The 18,563-nt window shown below is 61.2% G+C and carries 18 protein-coding genes; 8 read left to right on the top strand and 10 right to left on the bottom strand.

The window, feature by feature from the left end; all coding sequences use genetic code 11:
• Positions 1-11 precede the first annotated feature (11 nt).
• The gene (locus AC56DI_RS11240; RefSeq protein WP_496346236.1) at positions 12-503 is read right to left on the bottom strand and encodes an anti-virulence regulator CigR family protein; all 492 of its coding nucleotides are present in this window, start codon (positions 501-503) and stop codon (positions 12-14) included.
• 161 nt (positions 504-664) lie between these two features.
• Here AC56DI_RS11240 and AC56DI_RS11245 point away from each other — a divergent pair, with 161 nt between their 5' ends.
• The 5 genes from AC56DI_RS11245 to AC56DI_RS11265 all read left to right on the top strand — a co-directional run bounded on the left by AC56DI_RS11245 (position 665) and on the right by AC56DI_RS11265 (position 5,300).
• Complete coding sequence (locus AC56DI_RS11245) at positions 665-2,011, top strand: DEAD/DEAH box helicase (protein ID WP_496346237.1); 1,347 nt, start codon at positions 665-667, stop codon at positions 2,009-2,011.
• Between the two features lie 3 nt (positions 2,012-2,014).
• Positions 2,015-2,539 carry a DUF1294 domain-containing protein gene (locus AC56DI_RS11250; RefSeq protein ID WP_496346238.1) on the top strand — a complete coding sequence of 175 codons (525 nt, stop codon included), beginning with the start codon at positions 2,015-2,017 and terminating at the stop codon, positions 2,537-2,539.
• A 173-nt stretch (positions 2,540-2,712) separates the two neighbouring features.
• A complete protein-coding gene (locus AC56DI_RS11255) occupies positions 2,713-4,038 on the top strand; it encodes a phospholipase (protein ID WP_496346239.1) in 1,326 nt (441 codons plus the stop codon).
• A 65-nt stretch (positions 4,039-4,103) separates the two neighbouring features.
• On the top strand, positions 4,104-4,829 hold the full coding sequence (locus tag AC56DI_RS11260; RefSeq protein ID WP_496346240.1) for a substrate-binding periplasmic protein: 726 nt from the start codon (positions 4,104-4,106) through the stop codon (positions 4,827-4,829).
• Between the two features lie 69 nt (positions 4,830-4,898).
• Positions 4,899-5,300: a hypothetical protein gene (locus AC56DI_RS11265; protein WP_496346241.1), complete on the top strand. Its 402-nt coding sequence runs from the start codon at positions 4,899-4,901 to the stop codon at positions 5,298-5,300.
• An 8-nt stretch (positions 5,301-5,308) separates the two neighbouring features.
• On the opposite strand, the gene AC56DI_RS11270 is transcribed toward AC56DI_RS11265, so the two are convergent.
• Positions 5,309-5,677 carry a sensor histidine kinase gene (locus tag AC56DI_RS11270; protein WP_496346242.1) on the bottom strand — a complete coding sequence of 123 codons (369 nt, stop codon included), beginning with the start codon at positions 5,675-5,677 and terminating at the stop codon, positions 5,309-5,311.
• 218 nt (positions 5,678-5,895) lie between these two features.
• Here AC56DI_RS11270 and AC56DI_RS11275 point away from each other — a divergent pair, with 218 nt between their 5' ends.
• Positions 5,896-7,092: a S1C family serine protease gene (locus AC56DI_RS11275; protein WP_496346243.1), complete on the top strand. Its 1,197-nt coding sequence runs from the start codon at positions 5,896-5,898 to the stop codon at positions 7,090-7,092.
• A 111-nt stretch (positions 7,093-7,203) separates the two neighbouring features.
• Here the strand turns inward: AC56DI_RS11275 and AC56DI_RS11280 are convergent, their stop codons facing one another.
• The 7 genes from AC56DI_RS11280 to AC56DI_RS11310 all read right to left on the bottom strand — a co-directional run bounded on the left by AC56DI_RS11280 (position 7,204) and on the right by AC56DI_RS11310 (position 14,777).
• Complete coding sequence (locus AC56DI_RS11280) at positions 7,204-7,767, bottom strand: COG3904 family protein (RefSeq protein ID WP_496346244.1); 564 nt, start codon at positions 7,765-7,767, stop codon at positions 7,204-7,206.
• A 56-nt stretch (positions 7,768-7,823) separates the two neighbouring features.
• Entirely contained in the window at positions 7,824-8,534 is a 711-nt protein-coding gene (locus AC56DI_RS11285) for an rRNA pseudouridine synthase (protein ID WP_496346245.1), read from the bottom strand.
• 72 nt (positions 8,535-8,606) lie between these two features.
• Complete coding sequence (locus tag AC56DI_RS11290) at positions 8,607-9,608, bottom strand: AraC family transcriptional regulator (protein WP_496346246.1); 1,002 nt, start codon at positions 9,606-9,608, stop codon at positions 8,607-8,609.
• Between the two features lie 124 nt (positions 9,609-9,732).
• Complete coding sequence (locus AC56DI_RS11295) at positions 9,733-10,467, bottom strand: PA1136 family autoinducer-binding transcriptional regulator (RefSeq protein WP_496346247.1); 735 nt, start codon at positions 10,465-10,467, stop codon at positions 9,733-9,735.
• 1 nt (position 10,468) lies between these two features.
• Positions 10,469-11,344, bottom strand: coding sequence for a glyoxalase III HchA (gene hchA / locus AC56DI_RS11300; RefSeq protein WP_496346248.1), 876 nt, complete (start codon positions 11,342-11,344; stop codon positions 10,469-10,471).
• A gap of 242 nt (positions 11,345-11,586) precedes the next feature.
• A complete protein-coding gene (locus tag AC56DI_RS11305) occupies positions 11,587-12,969 on the bottom strand; it encodes a sigma-54-dependent transcriptional regulator (RefSeq protein ID WP_496346249.1) in 1,383 nt (460 codons plus the stop codon).
• Positions 12,966-14,777, bottom strand: a complete 1,812-nt coding sequence (locus AC56DI_RS11310) for a sensor histidine kinase (protein WP_496346647.1) — start codon at positions 14,775-14,777, stop codon at positions 12,966-12,968. Before AC56DI_RS11310 ends, AC56DI_RS11305 begins: the two co-directional genes overlap by 4 nt.
• A gap of 408 nt (positions 14,778-15,185) precedes the next feature.
• Here AC56DI_RS11310 and AC56DI_RS11315 point away from each other — a divergent pair, with 408 nt between their 5' ends.
• Positions 15,186-16,484, top strand: coding sequence for a dicarboxylate/amino acid:cation symporter (locus AC56DI_RS11315; RefSeq protein ID WP_324519371.1), 1,299 nt, complete (start codon positions 15,186-15,188; stop codon positions 16,482-16,484).
• Between the two features lie 237 nt (positions 16,485-16,721).
• Here AC56DI_RS11315 and AC56DI_RS11320 read toward each other — a convergent pair whose 3' ends face one another.
• Complete coding sequence (locus tag AC56DI_RS11320; protein WP_496346250.1) at positions 16,722-17,162, bottom strand: hypothetical protein; 441 nt, start codon at positions 17,160-17,162, stop codon at positions 16,722-16,724.
• Positions 17,163-17,393: 231 nt separating this feature from the next.
• Here AC56DI_RS11320 and AC56DI_RS11325 point away from each other — a divergent pair, with 231 nt between their 5' ends.
• Positions 17,394-18,533, top strand: a complete 1,140-nt coding sequence (locus tag AC56DI_RS11325; RefSeq protein ID WP_496346251.1) for an acyl-CoA dehydrogenase family protein — start codon at positions 17,394-17,396, stop codon at positions 18,531-18,533.
• Positions 18,534-18,563 lie beyond the last annotated feature (30 nt).

Here is an 18,563-nt window from a genome sequence, read left to right on the forward strand (position 1 = left end):
ATAGGCTGGCGTTAGCGCAGCACGTCGTTGAGCACTTCGCGCACGATGCCAGTTGTGATGTTGACCAGGGCCGCGTCGGTGCCTACCTGTTGCCACTCGTAGCCTTGGTAGTAGGGCAGTTGCCGGGCGAAAGCGGGGTCGAGTTTCTTCGCGATGCCGGGTGGCAGCGGCTTGCCACGGGCGAGGTTTTTGCGGATACCCGGTGGCAGTGCTTGCGCCTGGCCATAGCTGTCGCTGTTACGACTGAAAATCCGCCGGATGTCGTCGAGGTCATCGTCGTAGCGGCGCTGGAAATCGTCATCGTCGTAATCGTCGTTGCTGGTATGGGTGGTTTTTTTACCTTTCTCAGGCTGGCTGGATGGGTGTTGGCTGCTGGCGTCTTTGCCATTTTGGCCTTTGGCCTGGTTGGACTTGCCGTTGCTGGGGTCGGCCAGGGCCTGACCGGCGCTCAGCAGCAAGGCCAGGCAGGTAGTGCCTAGCATTAGAAACGGTTTGGCGGGCATAGTTATGACTCCTTGGAGGTCCTGCTTAGAGATTGCACGCGTGAGTCTAGCGTGGTCCAGACTAGGCTGTTGTCGCTGGCCTGGGTGAAAAATCCAGGCCTTGCAGCGGCATCCGGGTTACCCTATGCAGTTGATTCTGTGATTTTTTCGAGGTGTTACCCGTGTTTGCCCAATTCGCCCTGCATGAACGTCTGCTGAAAGCCGTGGCCGAGCTTAAATTTGTCGAGCCAACCCCGGTCCAGGCAGCGGCCATTCCGCCGGCGCTGGAAGGGCGTGACCTGCGGGTAACCGCGCAGACCGGCAGCGGTAAGACCGCCGCTTTTGTTCTGCCCTTGCTCAACCGCCTGATGGGCCCGAGCCAGCAACGCGTCACCATCCGTGCGCTGATCCTGCTGCCGACCCGCGAGTTGGCCCAGCAGACCCTCAAGGAAGTTGAGCGCTTCTCGCAGTTCACCTTTATTAAGTCGGGGATGATCACCGGCGGTGAAGACTTCAAGGTGCAGGCCGCCATGCTGCGCAAGGTGCCGGACATCCTGATCGGCACTCCAGGGCGCATGCTTGAGCAGCTGAACGCTGGCAACCTGAAACTGAATGACGTTGAAGTGCTGATCCTCGACGAAGCCGACCGCATGCTCGACATGGGCTTTGCCGAGGACGTGCAGCGTCTGGCTGGGGAGTGCTGCAACCGTCAGCAAACCATGCTGTTCTCCGCCACCACCGGCGGTGCCGGCCTGCGCGAAATGGTCGGCAGCGTATTGCGCGATCCGCTGCACCTGCAGCTCAACAGCGTTAGCCAGCTCAACGAAGGCACCCGTCAGCAGATCATCACCGCCGACCACAACCACCACAAAGAGCGTCTGGTGGATTGGTTGCTGGCCAACGAGACCTACGACAAGGCGATCATCTTCACCAACACCAAGGTGCAGGCCGACCGTCTGTACGGCAAGTTGGTGGCCGCCGAGTACAAAGTGTTCGTGCTGCACGGCGACAAGGACCAGAAGGACCGCAAGCTGGCCATCGACCGCATGAAGCAGGGTGGGGCCAAGATTCTAGTCGCCACCGATGTGGCGGCCCGTGGTCTGGACGTGGACGGTCTGGACCTGGTGATCAACTTCGACATGCCGCGCAGTGGCGATGACTACGTGCACCGTATCGGTCGCACCGGTCGCGCCGGCAAGGAAGGCCTGGCCATTTCGCTAATCTGCCATAGCGACTGGAACCTGATGTCGAGCATCGAGCGCTACCTCAAGCAGCGTTTCGAACGCCGTAACATCAAAGACATCAAGGGCATCTACCAGGGCCCGAAAAACCTCAAGGCTTCCGGCAAGGCCGTTGGGCCGAAGAAGAAAAAAACCGACGGCAAGACCGATAAGAAAGGCGCCGCGAAGAAAGCCACCGCCAAGCCGAACAAGCGCAAGACCAGCAACCGGCCGAAGCCTGATGCACCTGCACTGTCCAGCAGTGATGGCCTGGCGCCGCTGAAACGCAAAATGCCCACCGCTGAGTAAGCTGTGCAGCGAGTAATTCTTGGCGGCCTGAAGTACTGCCTGGTCGTCTTGTTGCTCATGCCGTTCGGCCTGGCTCAGGCGCAAGTCTATAAGTGCATCCAGGCTGACGGTGTGGTGCGTTACAGCGACCGAGGATGCTCTGCGCAGCAGGCGCTTGAGGGCGCTGGCGAGGCGACGATGGTCACCCAGCTGCGCGATGCCTTCGAGAGCCGCTGGCCCCTTTGGCGCGACGATCTCCAGCCTTTGCTGCAACACCCTCAGCCGCTGGCGTTGCTGTTAATGCTCTACCTGCTGATGAGTCCGGTGTGCTTCCTGGCCTATTACCGCGACAAGCAACGGGCTATCCGAGGCCTGCAGCGCACGCCGGAAGCGCGTTTGCATCTCTACGAGTTTCTGGGTGGCTGGCCGGGTGGCCTTGTGGCGCAGCGGCTGATCCGCCACAAGAGTCGCAAGGCGTCTTATCAGCGACAGTTTTGGCTGATTGTGGCCATACACGTCGGTTTTATCGCGTTCATTGCGTTCTTCTAATAACCCGTTCGTGGCAAGCCGCGCGGATGGCTGTTACGGGCTGCCTGCGGCCTCTTTTGTGAGTCGTCCTGGCACGGCTGGACACTGCCGGCAGGCGGGCGCGCTGGTAATCTGGCCGACCTGCTACTGGTGGTCGCTACGGGCGGCCGGCGTCCGTTGAAGAAGAGTCTCCCATGCGTTGTCTATCTGCTGCTGTGTGCCTGTTACTGGTGAGCCTGCCGGGCAGTGTCCTGGCCTGGTCCAATCATTCCCTGGGCAGTGCCCTGGCGTTGCAGGGGCTGCCGTCGATGCAGCAGGCGCCAGAGGTCAAGGTCGAGGCGCTGGAAGATTTTCTGCGCAGTGAAGCGCAGGGGTTACAGGCCCTGCTGGACGAGCAGGAAGCCTTCGCCCTGGCCAACTTCCCCGGCTATCCCGCACGTCCGGCAGCACTGCGCTGGCAGGTCGAAGGCGAGGGGGCGCGCCAGCGCGATTTCCTCAAGGCGCTGCGTATCAGTCCGGAGATCAAGCTGGCCAACTTTGTTCAAGCCTTGCCAGGGCATCCAGGCAGCGACCGCGTACACCTGAATGCACAGCAGGTGATGGTCTACAAACAGGTCAGCATCTGGGGCGAGTGGAAGTTTCTTGCCGTGCAGCCAGGGGAGGGGGTTGCGCCGCTGGTGGTGGTGGCCAGTGCCGCCGATGAGCCGGACTACGGTCACGATATCAACCTGTTCAGCGACAACCCTGGCGAGGTTGGCAGCCAGTACAACTTCGGCGTGCAGCCGTTTGGCGATGCGCGTTTTGAATATTCGTCCCAAGCGCCGTTTCATATCGGGTATTACCACGAAGACGCCATCGTCTTTGCCGCTGGGCCGTTTCTTACCCGTACCTATCCCGAGTGGCGTGCCTTCCAGTATTTCGGCTTGGCCCGCTACGCCTTCGAACACGGTCATCCGTATTGGGGTTATCGCTTTATGGGCTGGGGCCTGCATTACCTGCAGGACCTGACTCAGCCCTATCACGCCAAAGTGCTGCCCGGTGTCGAGACCCCAGACTTGATCTGGACGGCGGCCAAGGACGCTGCAGGCTTCCCCGAGGACAAGCAGGCTGCCATCGCTCGGGTGGCCACGCGGCACACAGTGGTCGAAAAATTCCAGCTCAAGTGGTTGCAGCAACTGCTGCATGACGGTGAAAGCGCCAGCCCGTTGTTGCAGGCCTATGCCCAGGCGGACAAGGAGGCGCGCTACCCGGCCTTCGACAGTGGCTACCTGCGCAACGTGGTGTCGGCGCAATCGTTTGCACGCGCCAATCAACTGGATGCGTTGCTGGCTCAATCCCTCACTGCCGCCGAACAGGCGCCGGGTTTTAGCGCCGGCAATCAGTTGGCTGCAGAACCGGCGCCGAGCGCTGAGCTGAACGCCTTGCTGATCGAGCTGATCGGTAACTTTGGTGCCCATAGCCGCAATGCCGTGCGTGCCACAGTGCCCGCCATAGTCGCTCAGGTGCCCGCTAGCGATTAACCCCGGCGCCTGCCGCTGTTGCTGCTTTGTCGGTATGCTGGGCAGTCGCGAACGAGGGGGCGGGTATGCGGGTTGGTCTGCTGGCGTTGTTGTGCTGTTGTTACTGCCAGATGGCGGCGGCCGAGCTGTTGCGCATCGGTTTTGGCACCCACAAACCACCGTATATCTTCGAGGGCGAACCGCGCGGTCTGGAATATGACCTGGTGATGGCCGCTGCCACGCGTGGCAGCCTGCAATTGACGCCTTACTACGCCCCTATGGAGCGCCTGCACCTGATGCTGGCGCGTGGCGAGCTGGATGCCATCGCTACCACCGGTGTGCAAAGCAGGGTGCCGGCGTTCTATTCCGATACGTACATCGAATACCACAACGTCGCTGTGGCACTCGCCAGTCGAAACCTAGCCATTCTTAACATCGCCGACATGGCCCGCTATTCCATCAGCACCTATCAGCGTGCCCGCTACCTGCTAGGTCCTACGTTCCAGGCCATGGCCGAGCGCAACCCGCTTTACCGCGAAGAGGCCCTGCAGATCAACCGCAACCGCCTGCTGTATTCAGGGCGGGCCGACCTGATCATCGGTGATCTGCGCATCTTCAAATACTTCAACACCCAGGTGGCCGATCAAGTCGATGTCACCCAGGCGCTGACTTACTACCCGCTGTTTCCCAGCACGCCCTACAGCGTCGGCTTTCGCCAGGCCAGCCAGCGTGACGTGTTCAATCAGGGCCTTAAAGCATTGCGCGACAGCGGCGATTACCTGCGTATAGAGCAGCGTTACGCTGAGCCATAGGGGTCATTGCCGCTGTTTGTCCCGTAGACCATAGGCAACAGCGTCTGGGGATGGTTATGCTCCATGGTCATGACGCCTTCCTTTCAGAATCGCCAATCCTGCCCACCCGGCGCCTGCATTTGCGGGCGAGACGGTTTGTTTGATAACCCCGAGGCCGACCTGCGCTTTCTGCGCCTGACCCGGCCGGAGGAAAAACGTCTGGTTGAGCGGCTGGAGAACCTGGACAGCCTTGGCGATTTGGAGCGTATCCAGCAACGCCTGGCCGAGCAGTTGGGCATTCGCGTGCATGTTGCTCCAGGTCGCAATGAAGTGCGCAGCATGCGGGGTATCGCGGTGAATATTGATGACCTGCCAGGCCTGTGCCGCAAGACGCGTCAGGCCATCCAGGCGGCCATCCGCCGCGGTTTGGAAAAACGCCCGGAGATCGCCTACCGCTTGCTGGATGCCCACGACTTGTTTCGCGATGCCTGAGGCGACAACTAGCCCGGCACTGGGGTGGGCTGGCCACTGCGCTCGGTGGCCACAATCGGCAACACCAAGGTGACACTCACGCCGGTTGCAGTGGAGTGCCATAGCATTTCAGCGCCGATTGAGGCGGCGCGGCGAAGTTGGTTTTTCAGCCCTTTGCCGTTATAGCCAGCGGACTGTTCTGCCGGGAAACCCTGGCCATTATCGACAATGATGACCCTGACATGAGTCGCATCAGAGGATGTGGTAATCCGGATTTCTGTGGCGTTGGTGTGCTTGATAATATTGGAGAAGGTCTCTTGTAAGATGCGCTGGATATGCAATGCATTACGAGGATCAAGCCAGTCAAGCGCTGGCACATTTTGAATATCCCAGCGCAAGCGTAATCAGGTCGAAGCCAGCAAGCGGTGGGGCGTTAGCCAGAAGCAGGGACCTTTCCGCACAGCAGTTTGGGTTGAGTAAAACGACACCTAAACGGCTATCCGGCTGCACAAGGTGTTTGGTCGCGCTGCATGGGTATCGCTGCGCTCAACCCATCCTACGAGCTACTATTCCTGACTGTAAAAGTACCGACCTTCCATCATTTTGGATAATTCAAATGCTCGTAGACATCTTGAAGTCAGCCCGCTACTTCGCCATTGCCTGCTGTTTGTTAGGCATCACTGGATGTGCCTCCGATGGCGGTGTGGGAGAGCTTGCTACGATGGGCGCATTAGGGACGTCGATGATCCCAGGCATGAACTCAGGTGTTTCGAATGTTTTAGGGACGGTGGCAGTCACGTCTATGGTCGTTTCGCCGCTCCTTCCTGATGACTCGGAAACGGCCCCTTCATCGTCGTCGACAACGCCAGCCCCCAGCGCAACAACCCTATCGACACCAGAAGGTGTTTCACCGACTGACCTGCAGAAACTTGTAAATCGCGAAACGCCCGAGCGTTATCGCGCCAAGGCGTGTGACTACATTGAGATGTCCTTGAGCGAGGTGCCGATGTATCTAGCAAGCACGGAGCCCGTTATGAAACAGGTCGGCAATGCACGAAAAGTGGCTGCCAGCCAGGTATGGGTGGAGAAAGTCTGCCAGAGCACCAATCTGCCTCGCGGAAAGGTCGGCATAAGCATGGATACCATCGACCCGCAACGAGCGAGGGCCTTGTCACGACCGTCAGCTGGAGTGGTGGTGTTAGGAACAGTTCCGGGCAGTGGTGCTCAACAAGCAGGGATTTTGTCTCAGGACGTGATCGTAGCCCTCGATGGCCAGCCTATTGCGGACACTATCGACTTCAGATTGGCGGTCGCAAAAAAAGCAATCGGTTCACGGGTGAATATGCAGGTGTGGCGAGGCGGCATGTTTAACATGGTTTCTGTTGTGGTCGGCCCTGGAGAGACGGCGCCAACAGTGCCAGCTGGAGATGTTTCAGGCGCGCCATTGGCGAAACAAACAACAACTCTGGAAGGGGCTATGTATTGCACGGCCGTGCTGGCCACTCAGCACACTGATGGAGCTACTGCCAGTCCGGTCAAACTAATCGCCGGGGCCGCAAACGATATGCAGCCTTCGCTCAAGAGTTACATAGACCACGTTAAACAGAGACAGCCCGGCGTTTGGGGTGATTTCAAACTCAATGCGGCGGCTTGCGCGCCAGGTGCTGCGGTTTGCATGGCTGAGGCCAAAGGCCCCAACGGGAAAACCCAGAACGCCTTCCAGTTTTGCCACGCGACCCAAGCCAAGGCCGATGTTGAGTTGGATCAGATGCGTAAAGGGGACCCGCAAGCAGTTGTAGTTGACTGGCCTTAAGCGGTGGAGCGCTCTTGCTCGGGCAGGTGGGCAGCTGTACTCAGTTCACCGTGACCTGCCCGGCCCTGAGCTTCTGTCTAGCCAAGTGAAGCCTTGCCCAACCGCACGCCCTTAGTCGAGCCGATACCCAGCCAACTCTTTGTGCGTCAGCACGCGGACGTTGTGTGGGGGGATGGCTTGCATGTCGGTGAGCAGGCTGGCGGGGATGCGCATTTCCTGGAGGTAGGCGGCGGTGCTGTAGCGCAGGGTGTTGCCGCTTTGGGCGGAGTCGCCGTTGGGGAAGTAGGGGCGGTGGATGCCGACGTGGCCGCGTACGGTTTTGTCGCGGCCGGCGGCCAATAGGTAGACGCAGCTGCCCTGGCACACGGCATCGGCCGGCACCAGGGTGTCGAAGCCGGACTCGCGCAGCAGGCGGCCCATGCGGATGGCTTCCGCCACGCTGCCGCCGATGTTGTCCAGCAACGCCAGCTTCTTCTTGAACTTGCCAGGGTTTGCCAGCAGGCCTTTGAGCAGGGCTTCGTAGTCGCCGGGGGCAATCGCCTCGGAGATGTTCACGGCGAGGATCGGGCCGGCGCTTTTGTGCTGTACGGCTTGCACCTCAACCTTGGCGGCCGCTGTCGCTGAGGTGAGCAGGGCGGCGCACAGGAGGGTGCTGCGGAGAATGTTGCGGCTCATGAAGCGGGCGCTTCCTTACACGGGCAGTGGTGAGTCGATGGGCTGATGGCGGCGGCCTAGAACTTCTCTTTGTCCGCCAGGTAACGCCATTCGGCGTTGGCCAGTTTGCCCATGGGCACGCCGCCGATGCGGATGCGCTTGAGGGCGATGACCTTTAGGCCAACGCTTTCGCACATGTGGCGAATTTGCCCTGGCAGCGGGTTTTTCAGGGCGAAGCGCAGGCGCGTTTCGTTCTGCCAGCTGACCTTGCAGGGCGCCAGTGGCTTGCCGCGAAAGTTCAGGCCGTGGGCCAGGCGCTTGAGGCCGTGGGCTTGCAGCGTGCCGCTGACTTCGACGATGAACTCCTGCTCCAGCTTCTTGGCGTCGTCGCTGAGCTTGCGCGACACGCTCCAGTTCTGGGTGAACACCTGCAGGCCGCAGGCGTCGGTGTCCAGCGGCAGGCACAGGGTCAGGCGTTCGAAGTGGCGTTGCAGAGGGCGCACCGCTGAGAGGTCGAGGGCGCTCTGGTTAGCCTTGTTCAGCAGCTGCTCGGCTTGTTCAGGCGTTTGCCCGGCCGGTTTGTGCAGCAGCAGGGTAATCGGCTCCTGGGGTGTGAGAACTGCCTCCGGGTGCAGGGCGACGGTCTCGTCGGCCACTTTGAAATGCGGTTCTTCGACGATTTGGCCGTCCACGCTGACCCAGCCGCCCTCGATATACAGCTCGGCTTCACGGCGTGAGCAGCCGACCAGCTCGGCAAGGCGTTTGGACAGGCGGATCGGATCAGTCATGGTGGTAGCCGCTACAAAAAGAGGCGCAGTGTAACAGGCCGCAGGGCAACTTCGCCGGCAGGCATGGGCGTATCAGCCTTCCTGATTGGCGCGGTAGGCGCCGGGGGTGAGGCCGGTCCACTTTTTAAACGCGCGGTGAAAGGCCGAGGGTTCGGAAAAGCCCAGTTGCTCGGCGATGTCCTGGATCGACAGGTCGCTGCGGCCCAGGTGGTAGATGGCCAGGTCGCGGCGCAGGTGGTCTTTCAATTCCTGAAAGCTGGAACCTTCCTCGCTGAGGTGGCGGCGCAGGGTTTGCGGGCTCATGTGCAGCTGGCGAGCCACGGCTTCCAGGTCCGGCCAGGCGCTGCAGTCGCGGCCGAGCAGGCGGCGGATCTGGCTGATCAGGCTGTCACCGCCGTCCGGGCGGGCCAGCAGGTCGGCGGGTGAATGCTGGAGGAACTGCTTGAGGGTGCGTTCGTCCTGCAGCAGCGGCATGGCCAGGTAGCGGGCTTGAAACAGCAAACTGGTGCTGCCGGCGGCAAAGCGCCGAGAGCAGGGGAACAGGCGCTGGTATTCGCTGCTGTGGGCCGGTTCCGGGTAGGCGAAGGTGGCTTCTTCTAGGCGGATGCGCTGGCCGATCAGCCAACTGCCGAGGCGATGCCAGATCACCAGCAGGCTTTCCACCAGAAAGTGGTCCGGGTCCCAGAGGGTCGAGTCGTCCACGGTCAGGCGAGCCCAGTCGCCTTCACGGCTGAGGCTAATGCTCGGCGCGTCGGGGAACAGGCTGTAGAACAGGCCACCGCGGGTCAGGGCTTTTTCCAGCGAGCGGCAATGGATGATGGCGTAGCACATCATGGCAAAGGTGCCGCGCTTGCTGCGCTGGCGGCCAAAGCCCATATATTCGTCGTCGAGGGATTCCCACAGCAGTTGCATCAGGCGGGCGAACTGCTCGGGGGCGATGCGCGCGCGCGGCTCGTCGAGCAGTGCCGGCTGGATGTTCAGCTGACGCAGCAGGGGGGTGTAATCCTGGCCATGGCGTTCGGCGCCGCGCAGGGCAGCACGGACGAAATGACTTGCGATGGTGCGTTCGCGCATGACGGGTCCCGGTGAAAAAACTCGCCGATGGTAGGCCGCGCGGGCAATGGCGGACAAGCTATCCCTTTGGCCTGTAGGTTATGGGGGTTGGTGGCCCATAAGCGCGTGCGAGTCCCTGCGCTGTTCAGTGTTTGATTTCGCCCCGTTGCAGTGCTGCATGGAGCGCTTGGGCTGTGGTTGCCACCCCCAGGCGCAATCGAGCGCGCCGCAGGTGGTTTTCGACCGTGCGCGGTGACAAACCGAGGATGGTGGCAATCTCTGATTGGCGTCGCCCCGAGGCAATCCACTGCAACACTTCGCGTTCTCTCTGGGTGAGTGCGGGTGGTAGCTCGCGTTCGTTGTGTTCCAGCAGTTGCTTGGCTTTGCGAAAGCTTTGCTGGCCGATCATGGCCAGCAAAAGGCGTGTTTGTGCACTGCTGTCGATGGTGTTGCCGCCGAAGCTGACAGCACCCTCAAGGCCTGTACGTCCGAAAATAGGCACTTGCAGGCCATGAATGCCTGGACCTGCCGGTACTTGCACGATGCGGTAGAGGTCTTCTGCAGCAGATGCGTTTTTGCTCCAGAAGAACGCCTCATCGGTTTGCAATACGTGTTGCGTAACCGGGCAGCGTTGAACGTAAGTGGCGGTGTCGACACTGCTGCCGTCGGCGAACCAGTCCCCTTCAAGCCAGTAAACCCGGCCGATAATTGCGTCGGGGATGGCGGCCATCGAGAACATGGCAAACAGCTCGTAACCCAGCGGGGTAGCAACTTGCCGAACAGCCTCCTGTATGTGCGAAAGGTGTTGGCTCCTTTCTATGCGCAGGAGGCTGTCGAGCAAGGAGTTTATTGCCGTTGCGGGCGTTCTGCTTGAGGGCATGTCAGCCTTTTTCCACTTCGCTGAGCAGGGCCTGAGCGGCCAATTGGCCCACTTTGTTGGAGGCCAATGGGCTGTCGCCGGTGATTAGCTTGCGATCCTGATGGGTGTGCCCGGCAATGTCCTGGTTGATGATTTCGACGCCTAATGCCTTGAGCTTTTCACCCATAAACCACGGCATTTCACCCGGCATGTAGCCCATTTGTGGTGTTTGCGCATCGAGTGCGTCGGGGAAGGCACAGATTTTGTAGCCCTTGAACAGGTAATCCTGCGTGGCCTCACCCACGCCTGCCGCGAGCAGGGCCGCCGGCCCATGGCACAGGGTGATGATGTGACGATCGTGCTGCATCGCCCAATGCAGGACCGCTTTTATATCCCGGCTGTGGGGCAGGCCAATCAATGCGCCGTGACCACCGGGGATAAACACAGCCAGGTAGTCCGAATCTTCACCCAGGTGCTGCGCGATGACGTCAGCCAGTTTCAGCGGTTGTTTGAACTGCGCCAGGTATTTGTCGTGGATGGCTTTTACTTCGATATCTTCTTCAGGGAATGCCCAGTATTCGAATTTGACTGGGTTGCCAGACAGTGTGGCGATATCAAACTCAAAGCCTGCCTGGTCGAGGTGATACATGGGCAGGAGGGTTTCGATGGGGTGGTTGCCGGTGGAGAACATGGTGCCGTTTTGCATCTGCAAATAGCGCTCATCCGCGGCAATCATCAGGATTTTCCAGCGCCCGCCGTTGTAGGGCGTGGGGTAGTGCGCGCCACTTAAGTCGGACTTCGGCGAGGTGAACTGTGACAGGGAGTACGGAGAGGGGAAGAACGCATTGTTTTCCGCTACATCGGCTGTTGGGCGTTTGTCATCACTGGCTGCGTGCATTTGAGGTTTCCTGTGAGTGGATACGGGTGCGGGTTTGAGCATATGGCATCCGTAGCCAGGACCACATGAGGGAAATCCCCTCTCTAGACCTTTGGCAGGGGAACGCAGGTTCAACCCATCCTGCCGGTGCGCGGCGACGCTTCACGGCCAAGGCCGCTCCCACAGAGTTTGCGCCAGGCCTGATGGGTGTGGGAGCGGTCTCGACCGCGAACGGTTGAGGTTGCGATCACAGTTACAGCAGCCTAGTCGCTGTCACCCAGGTCGGCCGCCGCCAGGCTCAGGCCGTGTTTGCGCAGTTTGTCGTGCAGGGTTTTACGTGGCAGGCCGAGGGCCTCGGCGAGGCTGCGCAGGGAGTTGTGCGGGCGGGCCAGTTCGGCGGCGATCAGCGCCCGTTCATAGGCGTCGACCTGCTGGCTGAGACCGCCGTTCGCCGCGGCTTGCTGGGCCGCCGGGCTCGCAAGCGGGTCTTGCAGGCCCAGCTCCAGGCCCAGGGCAAAGCGTTGGGCGGCGTTTTGCAGCTCGCGCACATTGCCCGGCCAGCCGTGGCGCAGCAGTTGGGCGCGAGCCGGGGCGGGCAATTCGCGCACCGGCAAGCTATGGCGGGCGCTGGCGGCGTCGGCAAAGTGCTGGAACAGGCTGAGCACATCGTCGCCCCGTTCGCGCAGTGGCGGGATGCGCAGCGGGGTGACGTTCAGGCGGTAATACAGGTCGGCGCGAAAGCGGCCCTGGTCGGCGCTGCTGCGCAGGTCTTCCTTGCTGGCGGCGATGATGCGGATATCCAGGGGGATCAGCTGGTTGCCGCCGAGGCGTTCGACTACCCGCTCTTGCAGTAGGCGCAGCAGCTTGACCTGTACCTCCAGGCTCATGCTTTCGATTTCATCGAGAAACAGGGTGCCGCCGTTGGCAAACTCGAACTTGCCGATGCGGCGTTTTTGCGCGCCGGTAAAGGCGCCGGCCTCGTGGCCGAACAGCTCGCTTTCCACCACCGACTCGGCCAGGGCGCCGGCATTGATGGCGACGAAGGGGCCGTTGCGGCGGCTGGAGTGATCGTGCAGGGCGCGGGCCACCACCTCTTTGCCGGCGCCGGTTTCGCCGAGGATCAGCACGTCGGTGTCGATCGCTGCCAGGGCGCCGAGCTGTTCGCGCATGCGCTGCATGGCCGGTGAGCGACCGAGCAGGCGCGCGCTCAGTTGTTGGCGGTCGGCCAGGGCCAGGCGCAGGCTGCGGTTTTCCAGCACCAGTTGGCGCAAGGCCAGGGCGCGGCGCACGCTGGCGAGCAGGTCGTCGCTGGCGAAGGGTTTTTCCAGAAAATCAAAGGCGCCGGCGCGCATGGCTTGCACCGCCATCGGCACATCACCATGGCCGGTGATCAGGATCACCGGCAGTTGCGGGTCAGCCTGTTGCAACTGCTCCAGTAACTGCAGACCGTCGAGGCCGGGCATGCGGATGTCGCTCACCACCACGCCGGGCCAGTCGGTTGGCAATTGGGCGGCCAGGCCCTGGGCGTCGGCGCGGGTGCTGACCTGGAAGCCGGCCAGGTCAAGGGTCTGGCTCAGGGCTTGGCGCAGGTGCGGGTCGTCGTCGACCAGCAGCACCTGGCAGGTCATCTCAAGGGTGCTGCTCATAGTGGTGAGTCCTCGGCAGATTGGGCGCTGGTGCCGCCCGCGGCCCGTTGCAAATTAAGGCTGAGCAGGGCGCCGCCTTGTGGGTGGTTGGCCAGGGCCAGTTCACCGCCGAGGGCGCTGATCAGGTTGTCGCAGATGGCCAGGCCAAGACCCAGGCCCTGGGCGTTGGTCTTGGTGGTGAAGAAGGGTTCGCGTGCGCGTTGCAGGGCCTCGGGGCTGAAGCCTGGGCCGTTGTCGCGGATCAGCAGGGTGATGCTGTCGCTGCGTTGCTCCACGGTCAGCCACAGGCGCCGCGGCGGGGCGACGCCACTGAGGGCATCGAGGGCGTTGCCGAGCAGGTTGCCGAGCACCTGGCGCAGGCGGGTTTCGCCGGCCTGCACCCACAGCGGTGTCTCGGGCAGGTCGCGGATCAGCTCCACGTCGAGACTGCGCCGGCGCTTGGCCAGTAGCGCCAGGGCATCTTCCAGAGCCGGTTGCAGGGCCACGCTTTCAGGGGCGTGGCGGTCGCGGCGGGCGAAGGCGCGCAGGTGGGCGATGATTGAGGCCATGCGCGTGGTCAGCTCACTGATCAGGCGCAGGTTGTTGTGGGTTTCTTCGATGCGTTGTTGGTCGAGCAGGATATTGGCGTTGTCGGCATAACTGCGGATCGCCGCCAGCGGCTGGTTCAGCTCGTGGCTGATGCTCGCCGACATGGTGCCCAGGGCCGACAGCTTACCGGCTTGCAGCAGCTCGTCCTGGGTGCGCAGCAGTTCTTGCTGGGTGTGCTCGCGTTCGAGCACTTCATCCTTGAGGCGGTTGTTGAGGTTTTGCAGGTCCTGGGTGCGCTGGTGCACGCGGATTTCCAGCTCGTTGCGGGTCTGTGCGGCGAGGGCGATGCGTTGCAGGTAGTGGCGCCGGCGCTGCATCAGTAGACCGAGCAACAACAGCACGGCGAGCAAGCTGGCGGCGGCGATCAGTAGCACGGTCTGTACCGGCCGGGTTACCAGATAACGCGGGGCGAGGATGCTCACCTGCCAGTCGGTTTGCGCCAGGGTGCGGCTCTGTTGCAGCCACTGCTGGGCGGGCAATTGCAGTGGCGGCGGGTCGATGGTCGGGTAGGGCTGGTCGCGGGCAATCTGCTGGCGGCTGCTGGCGCTCAGTGGCCGGCTGGCACGAAAACGCCAGTCGGTCTGCGAGGTGAGAATCACCACGCCATTGGCGTCGGTCACTAGCAATTGTTCGGGGGTTTTGCCCCACAGGGTTTCGGTGTGATCGAGGTGAATCTTGACCACCAGCACGCCGAGGATTTTGCCGTTCTCGTGCAGGGCATCGGCAAAGTAATAGCCGCGCTTGCCCGACGAGGTACCGAGGCCGAAGAAGCGTCCGGGTTTGTCGGCCATGGCGTCACGGAAATACGGGCGGAAGGTGAAGTTGCGCCCGGTGAAGCTGTCGGCTTGGTCCCAGTTCGATGAGGCAATGGTCTGGCCGTCGGTTGCCATCAGGTAGATCACGGCGGCACCGGTGAGTTCGGCGGTGTCCTTGAGCAACTGATTGGCTTGCTTTAAGCGCGTGTCGTCCTGGGGCGTGGCCAGGGCTGCACGCAGGGCCGGCAGGTCGCCGAGCAGGGCGGGCAGCACTTCATAGCGTTTAAGGGTGCCGAGCAGGTTGGCGACGAACAGGTCGAGGGTCTGGCTGTTGCGCTCTAGCAGTTTTTCCCGGTAGTAGCGCTCGGCCAGTTGCTGCACCGGCCACAGCAGCGGCAACAGCACCAGGGCCAGTAACAGCAGGCTGCGCCAGCGTGGGCGCCGGGCAATGGATGGCTGGGGTATTTCGGTGATCACGCAGACCCCTGGGTGCTGAGCAAATGGGCAGTCACAGGACACCTGTTGGCCGGCCTGTAGAAGGATGTTAGGCCGCGGATTGGTATCGCCACAAGCCGCCGGCAGGCGTGCTGGCCAAGCGTGGGGGCGGTTGCCTGGTTAGGTTGGCGGATAACCGCCAGCGGCTGTGCGGAGATCCGCCAGATTGCTCGCTGTTTTCTCTCTGATTAATTTTTAACTATATGTTTTTAAAGGATTTATTATTTATTTTAGGCCTGGCATGGGGCTTGCGATAGGGCTAGCAAGCTTGCGTTAAGCGCGAGTGAAAAATAAATCTCTCCAGGTAAGGAGAGTCAGCGCTGCGTTTGGCGCCGGTGCCCCTGGAGGGTGCTGTGCGCTCCCATGAGGAACACTGCCATGACCCGCAAACCTTTTTACAGAAGCCTATATGTGCAAGTGCTGGTGGCCATCGCCTTGGGCGTTGCCATCGGCCATTTCTACCCGCAAGCCGGGGTGGCGTTGAAGCCGCTCGGTGATGGCTTCGTCAAACTGATCAAGATGGCCATTGCGCCGATCATCTTCTGCACCGTAGTCAGCGGCATCGCCGGCATGCAGAACATGAAAGCGGTGGGCAAGACCGGTGGCCTGGCGCTGTTGTATTTCGAGATTGTTTCCAGCGTGGCGCTGGTGATTGGTTTGGTGGTGGTCAACCTGGTGCAGCCGGGCGCTGGCATGCATGTCGACGTGGCCACCCTGAATACCTCGGGCATCACCGCTTACACCCAGGCGGGCGCGCAGCAGAGCACCATCGGGTTCTTCCTCAATATCATCCCAAGCACCGTGGTCGGCGCCTTCGCCACCGGCGATATCCTGCAGGTGTTGATGTTCTCGCTGATGTTCGGTTTCGCCCTGCATCGCATGGGTGACTACGGTCGCCCGGTGCTGGAATTTATCGACCGCATCGCCCAGGTGATGTTCAACATCATCGGCATGATCATGAAGGTCGCGCCGCTGGGTGCCTTCGGTGCCATGGCCTTTACCATCGGCCAGTACGGCGTGGGTTCGCTGGTGCAACTGGGCCAGTTGATGATCTGCTTCTACATCACCTGCGTGCTGTTCGTGCTGGTGATCCTCGGCGGTATCGCCCGCGCCCACGGCTTCAGCATCCTGCGTTTTATCCGCTACATCCGCGAAGAGCTGATGATCGTGCTGGGCACCTCATCGTCGGAGTCGGCGCTGCCTAACATGCTGCGCAAGATGGAGAAGCTCGGCTGCGACAAGTCGGTGGTGGGTCTGGTGATCCCGACCGGTTACTCCTTCAACCTGGATGGCACCTCGATCTACCTGACCATGGCCGCGGTGTTTATCGCCCAGGCCACCGACACCCCAATGGGTCTGGTCGATCAAATGACCTTGCTGGCGGTACTGCTGATTGCCTCCAAAGGCGCGGCGGGGGTGACCGGCAGCGGCTTTATCGTGCTGGCGGCGACGCTCTCGGCGGTCGGCACCTTGCCGGTGGCGGGTCTGGCGCTGATTCTCGGTATCGACCGCTTTATGTCCGAAGCCCGCGCTCTGACCAACCTGATCGGCAACGGCGTGGCCACCGTGGTGGTAGCCAAGTGGTGCAAGCAGCTGGATGAAACCGCTCTGCACAACGAACTGGGCAACGGCCCAGCGCCCGTCGCGGCGCCTCAGGCGACGCGCACCTTGGCGTAAGCCTTTGCAGTTAACAAAAGCCCGTCCTGGTGACGGGCTTTTGTTTGTCTCTGTCCACGTTATACGGCGAAGGCGCGATTGGGCTTTTGTAGGAGCGGCTTCAGCCGCGATGCCGTTTGCCCTGCAAGCTTCGCGGCTGAAGCCGCTCCTACGGCGTGACGCCAGCGCTGCAACAGTTAACGGGTAAAAAGCCATTTGTTTGTCTGGGGCAAGCTCTCGCGTTTGCGGCCCTGCGCATCAGGCCTTGTGCAGCAGCCCTTTAACCCGATCGCGCAGGCTTTCGAAGTTCAGCAGCACCCAGAAATTCAGGCCGATCATAAAACCGACAAAGGAGAACAGCTGCACGGTCACGGCGAAATCGACGGTGCCTTTGCCGTGAGCCAGGGGCCAGATCAGCAGCATCGGAATATCGGCTACAAATACGCCGCCCAACGTCAGGGTGACAATGTTCACCCGGTTCTTTTTCGCCAGCAGTTGGTAAAAGCGCATGCCGATAAAGAACTCGTAGAGGTAGGCCACCGGCAGGCCAGCGACGACAGTGCCGAGGAATAAAAGAAAGAATGTCAGTAACCCCTCCTGCATATCGAAGCCGGAAATTCCGGCAAAGGAGGCATAGCCGGTAAATGCAAAGGGCATGATCAGGGGGGCAAACGCCAAGGCTCTATTTTCGTTGTTCATCATGCACTCGTGGCGCGTATTGGGTCGGCGTTCAGGCGGGCAAGCCGTCTGGGTTGGCAAAAGCGGGGGCCATGGTACTGGCAACGCGGGCCGGATAAATTGACCGCGGTAATTTACATCCGCCTTCTGACCGAAAACGTCAACCGCAGCTGAGCGTATGCGTCACTGACCGCTGCGGCCTGCGCCGCCTACTCTGGTGGGACGTCTCAATCCTGTCAGGAGCTGCCGTCCATGCAACGCATTCACTTCGAAACCGAACACAACATGTTCCGCGAGTCGTTCCGCGCCTTTCTGCAAAAGGAAGTGGTGCCGCACCAGGACGCCTGGGAGGAGGCCGGCGTGGTTAGCCGCGAGGTGTGGAAGAAAGCCGGTGAGATGGGTTTTCTGCTGCCCTGGGCTGATGAGGAATACGGCGGCAGCGGTCTGAAGGATTTCCGCTACGAGCAGATCATGTGTGAGGAGCTGGCCAACATTAACGAGGCCGGCTTTATGTTGCCGCTGCACTCGGCGCTGTGTGGCCCTTACATCACCGAATACGGCAATGCTGAACAGAAGGCGCGACTGCTGCCGGGCATCATCAGCGGCGAGATTATCCTGGCGGTGGCCATGACCGAGCCGAGCGCTGGCTCCGACCTGGCGGGTATGCGTACCACGGCCGTAGACAAGGGCGATCACTATGAGCTGAACGGCTCCAAGGTGTTTATCTCCAACGGCATCCTGGCTGACGTGGTCATCGTTGCGGCCAAGACCGACCCAGCTAACAAACACGCCATGGGCCTGTTTCTGGTGGAGCGCGGCATGGCCGGCTTCGAGCGCGGCACGCCGCTGAAAAAACTCGGCATGAAGAGCCAGGACACTGCCGAGTTGTTCTTCACCAACGTCAAGGTGCCGAAAGCCAATGTGCTCGGTGATGCCAAGGGCGGCTTTTTCTACCTGATGAACATGCTCGCCCAGGAGCGCCTGACCAACGCCTGTGGCGCCGTAGGCGGTGCGGAGGCGGCGTTGCAGGTGACCATCGACTATGTGAAGGAACGCAAGGCGTTTGATCGGCCGATTTCCCACTTCCAGAACACCCGCTTCAAGCTGGCCGAGATGCGCACCCAGATCGACGTGGCCCAGGTGTTTGTCGACCGCTGCGTGATGGACCACAACCAGAAGAAGCTCAGCCCGGAAGTGGCCGCCGAGGCCAAGCTGTTTACCACTGAGTTGCTCGGCAAAGTCGTCGATGAAGGCGTGCAATTGCACGGCGGCTGGGGCTATATGTGGGAGTACCCGATCTGCAAGATGTACGCGAACGCACGTATCCAGCGCATCTTCGCCGGCACCTCGGAGATCATGAAAGAGATCATCAGCCGTGGCATGAAGCTCTGACGGGCATGCCTGAGCTGGCCAATGCGCACT

This window comes from Pseudomonas sp. BGA-UO-ETr-WB11, assembly GCF_059567785.1.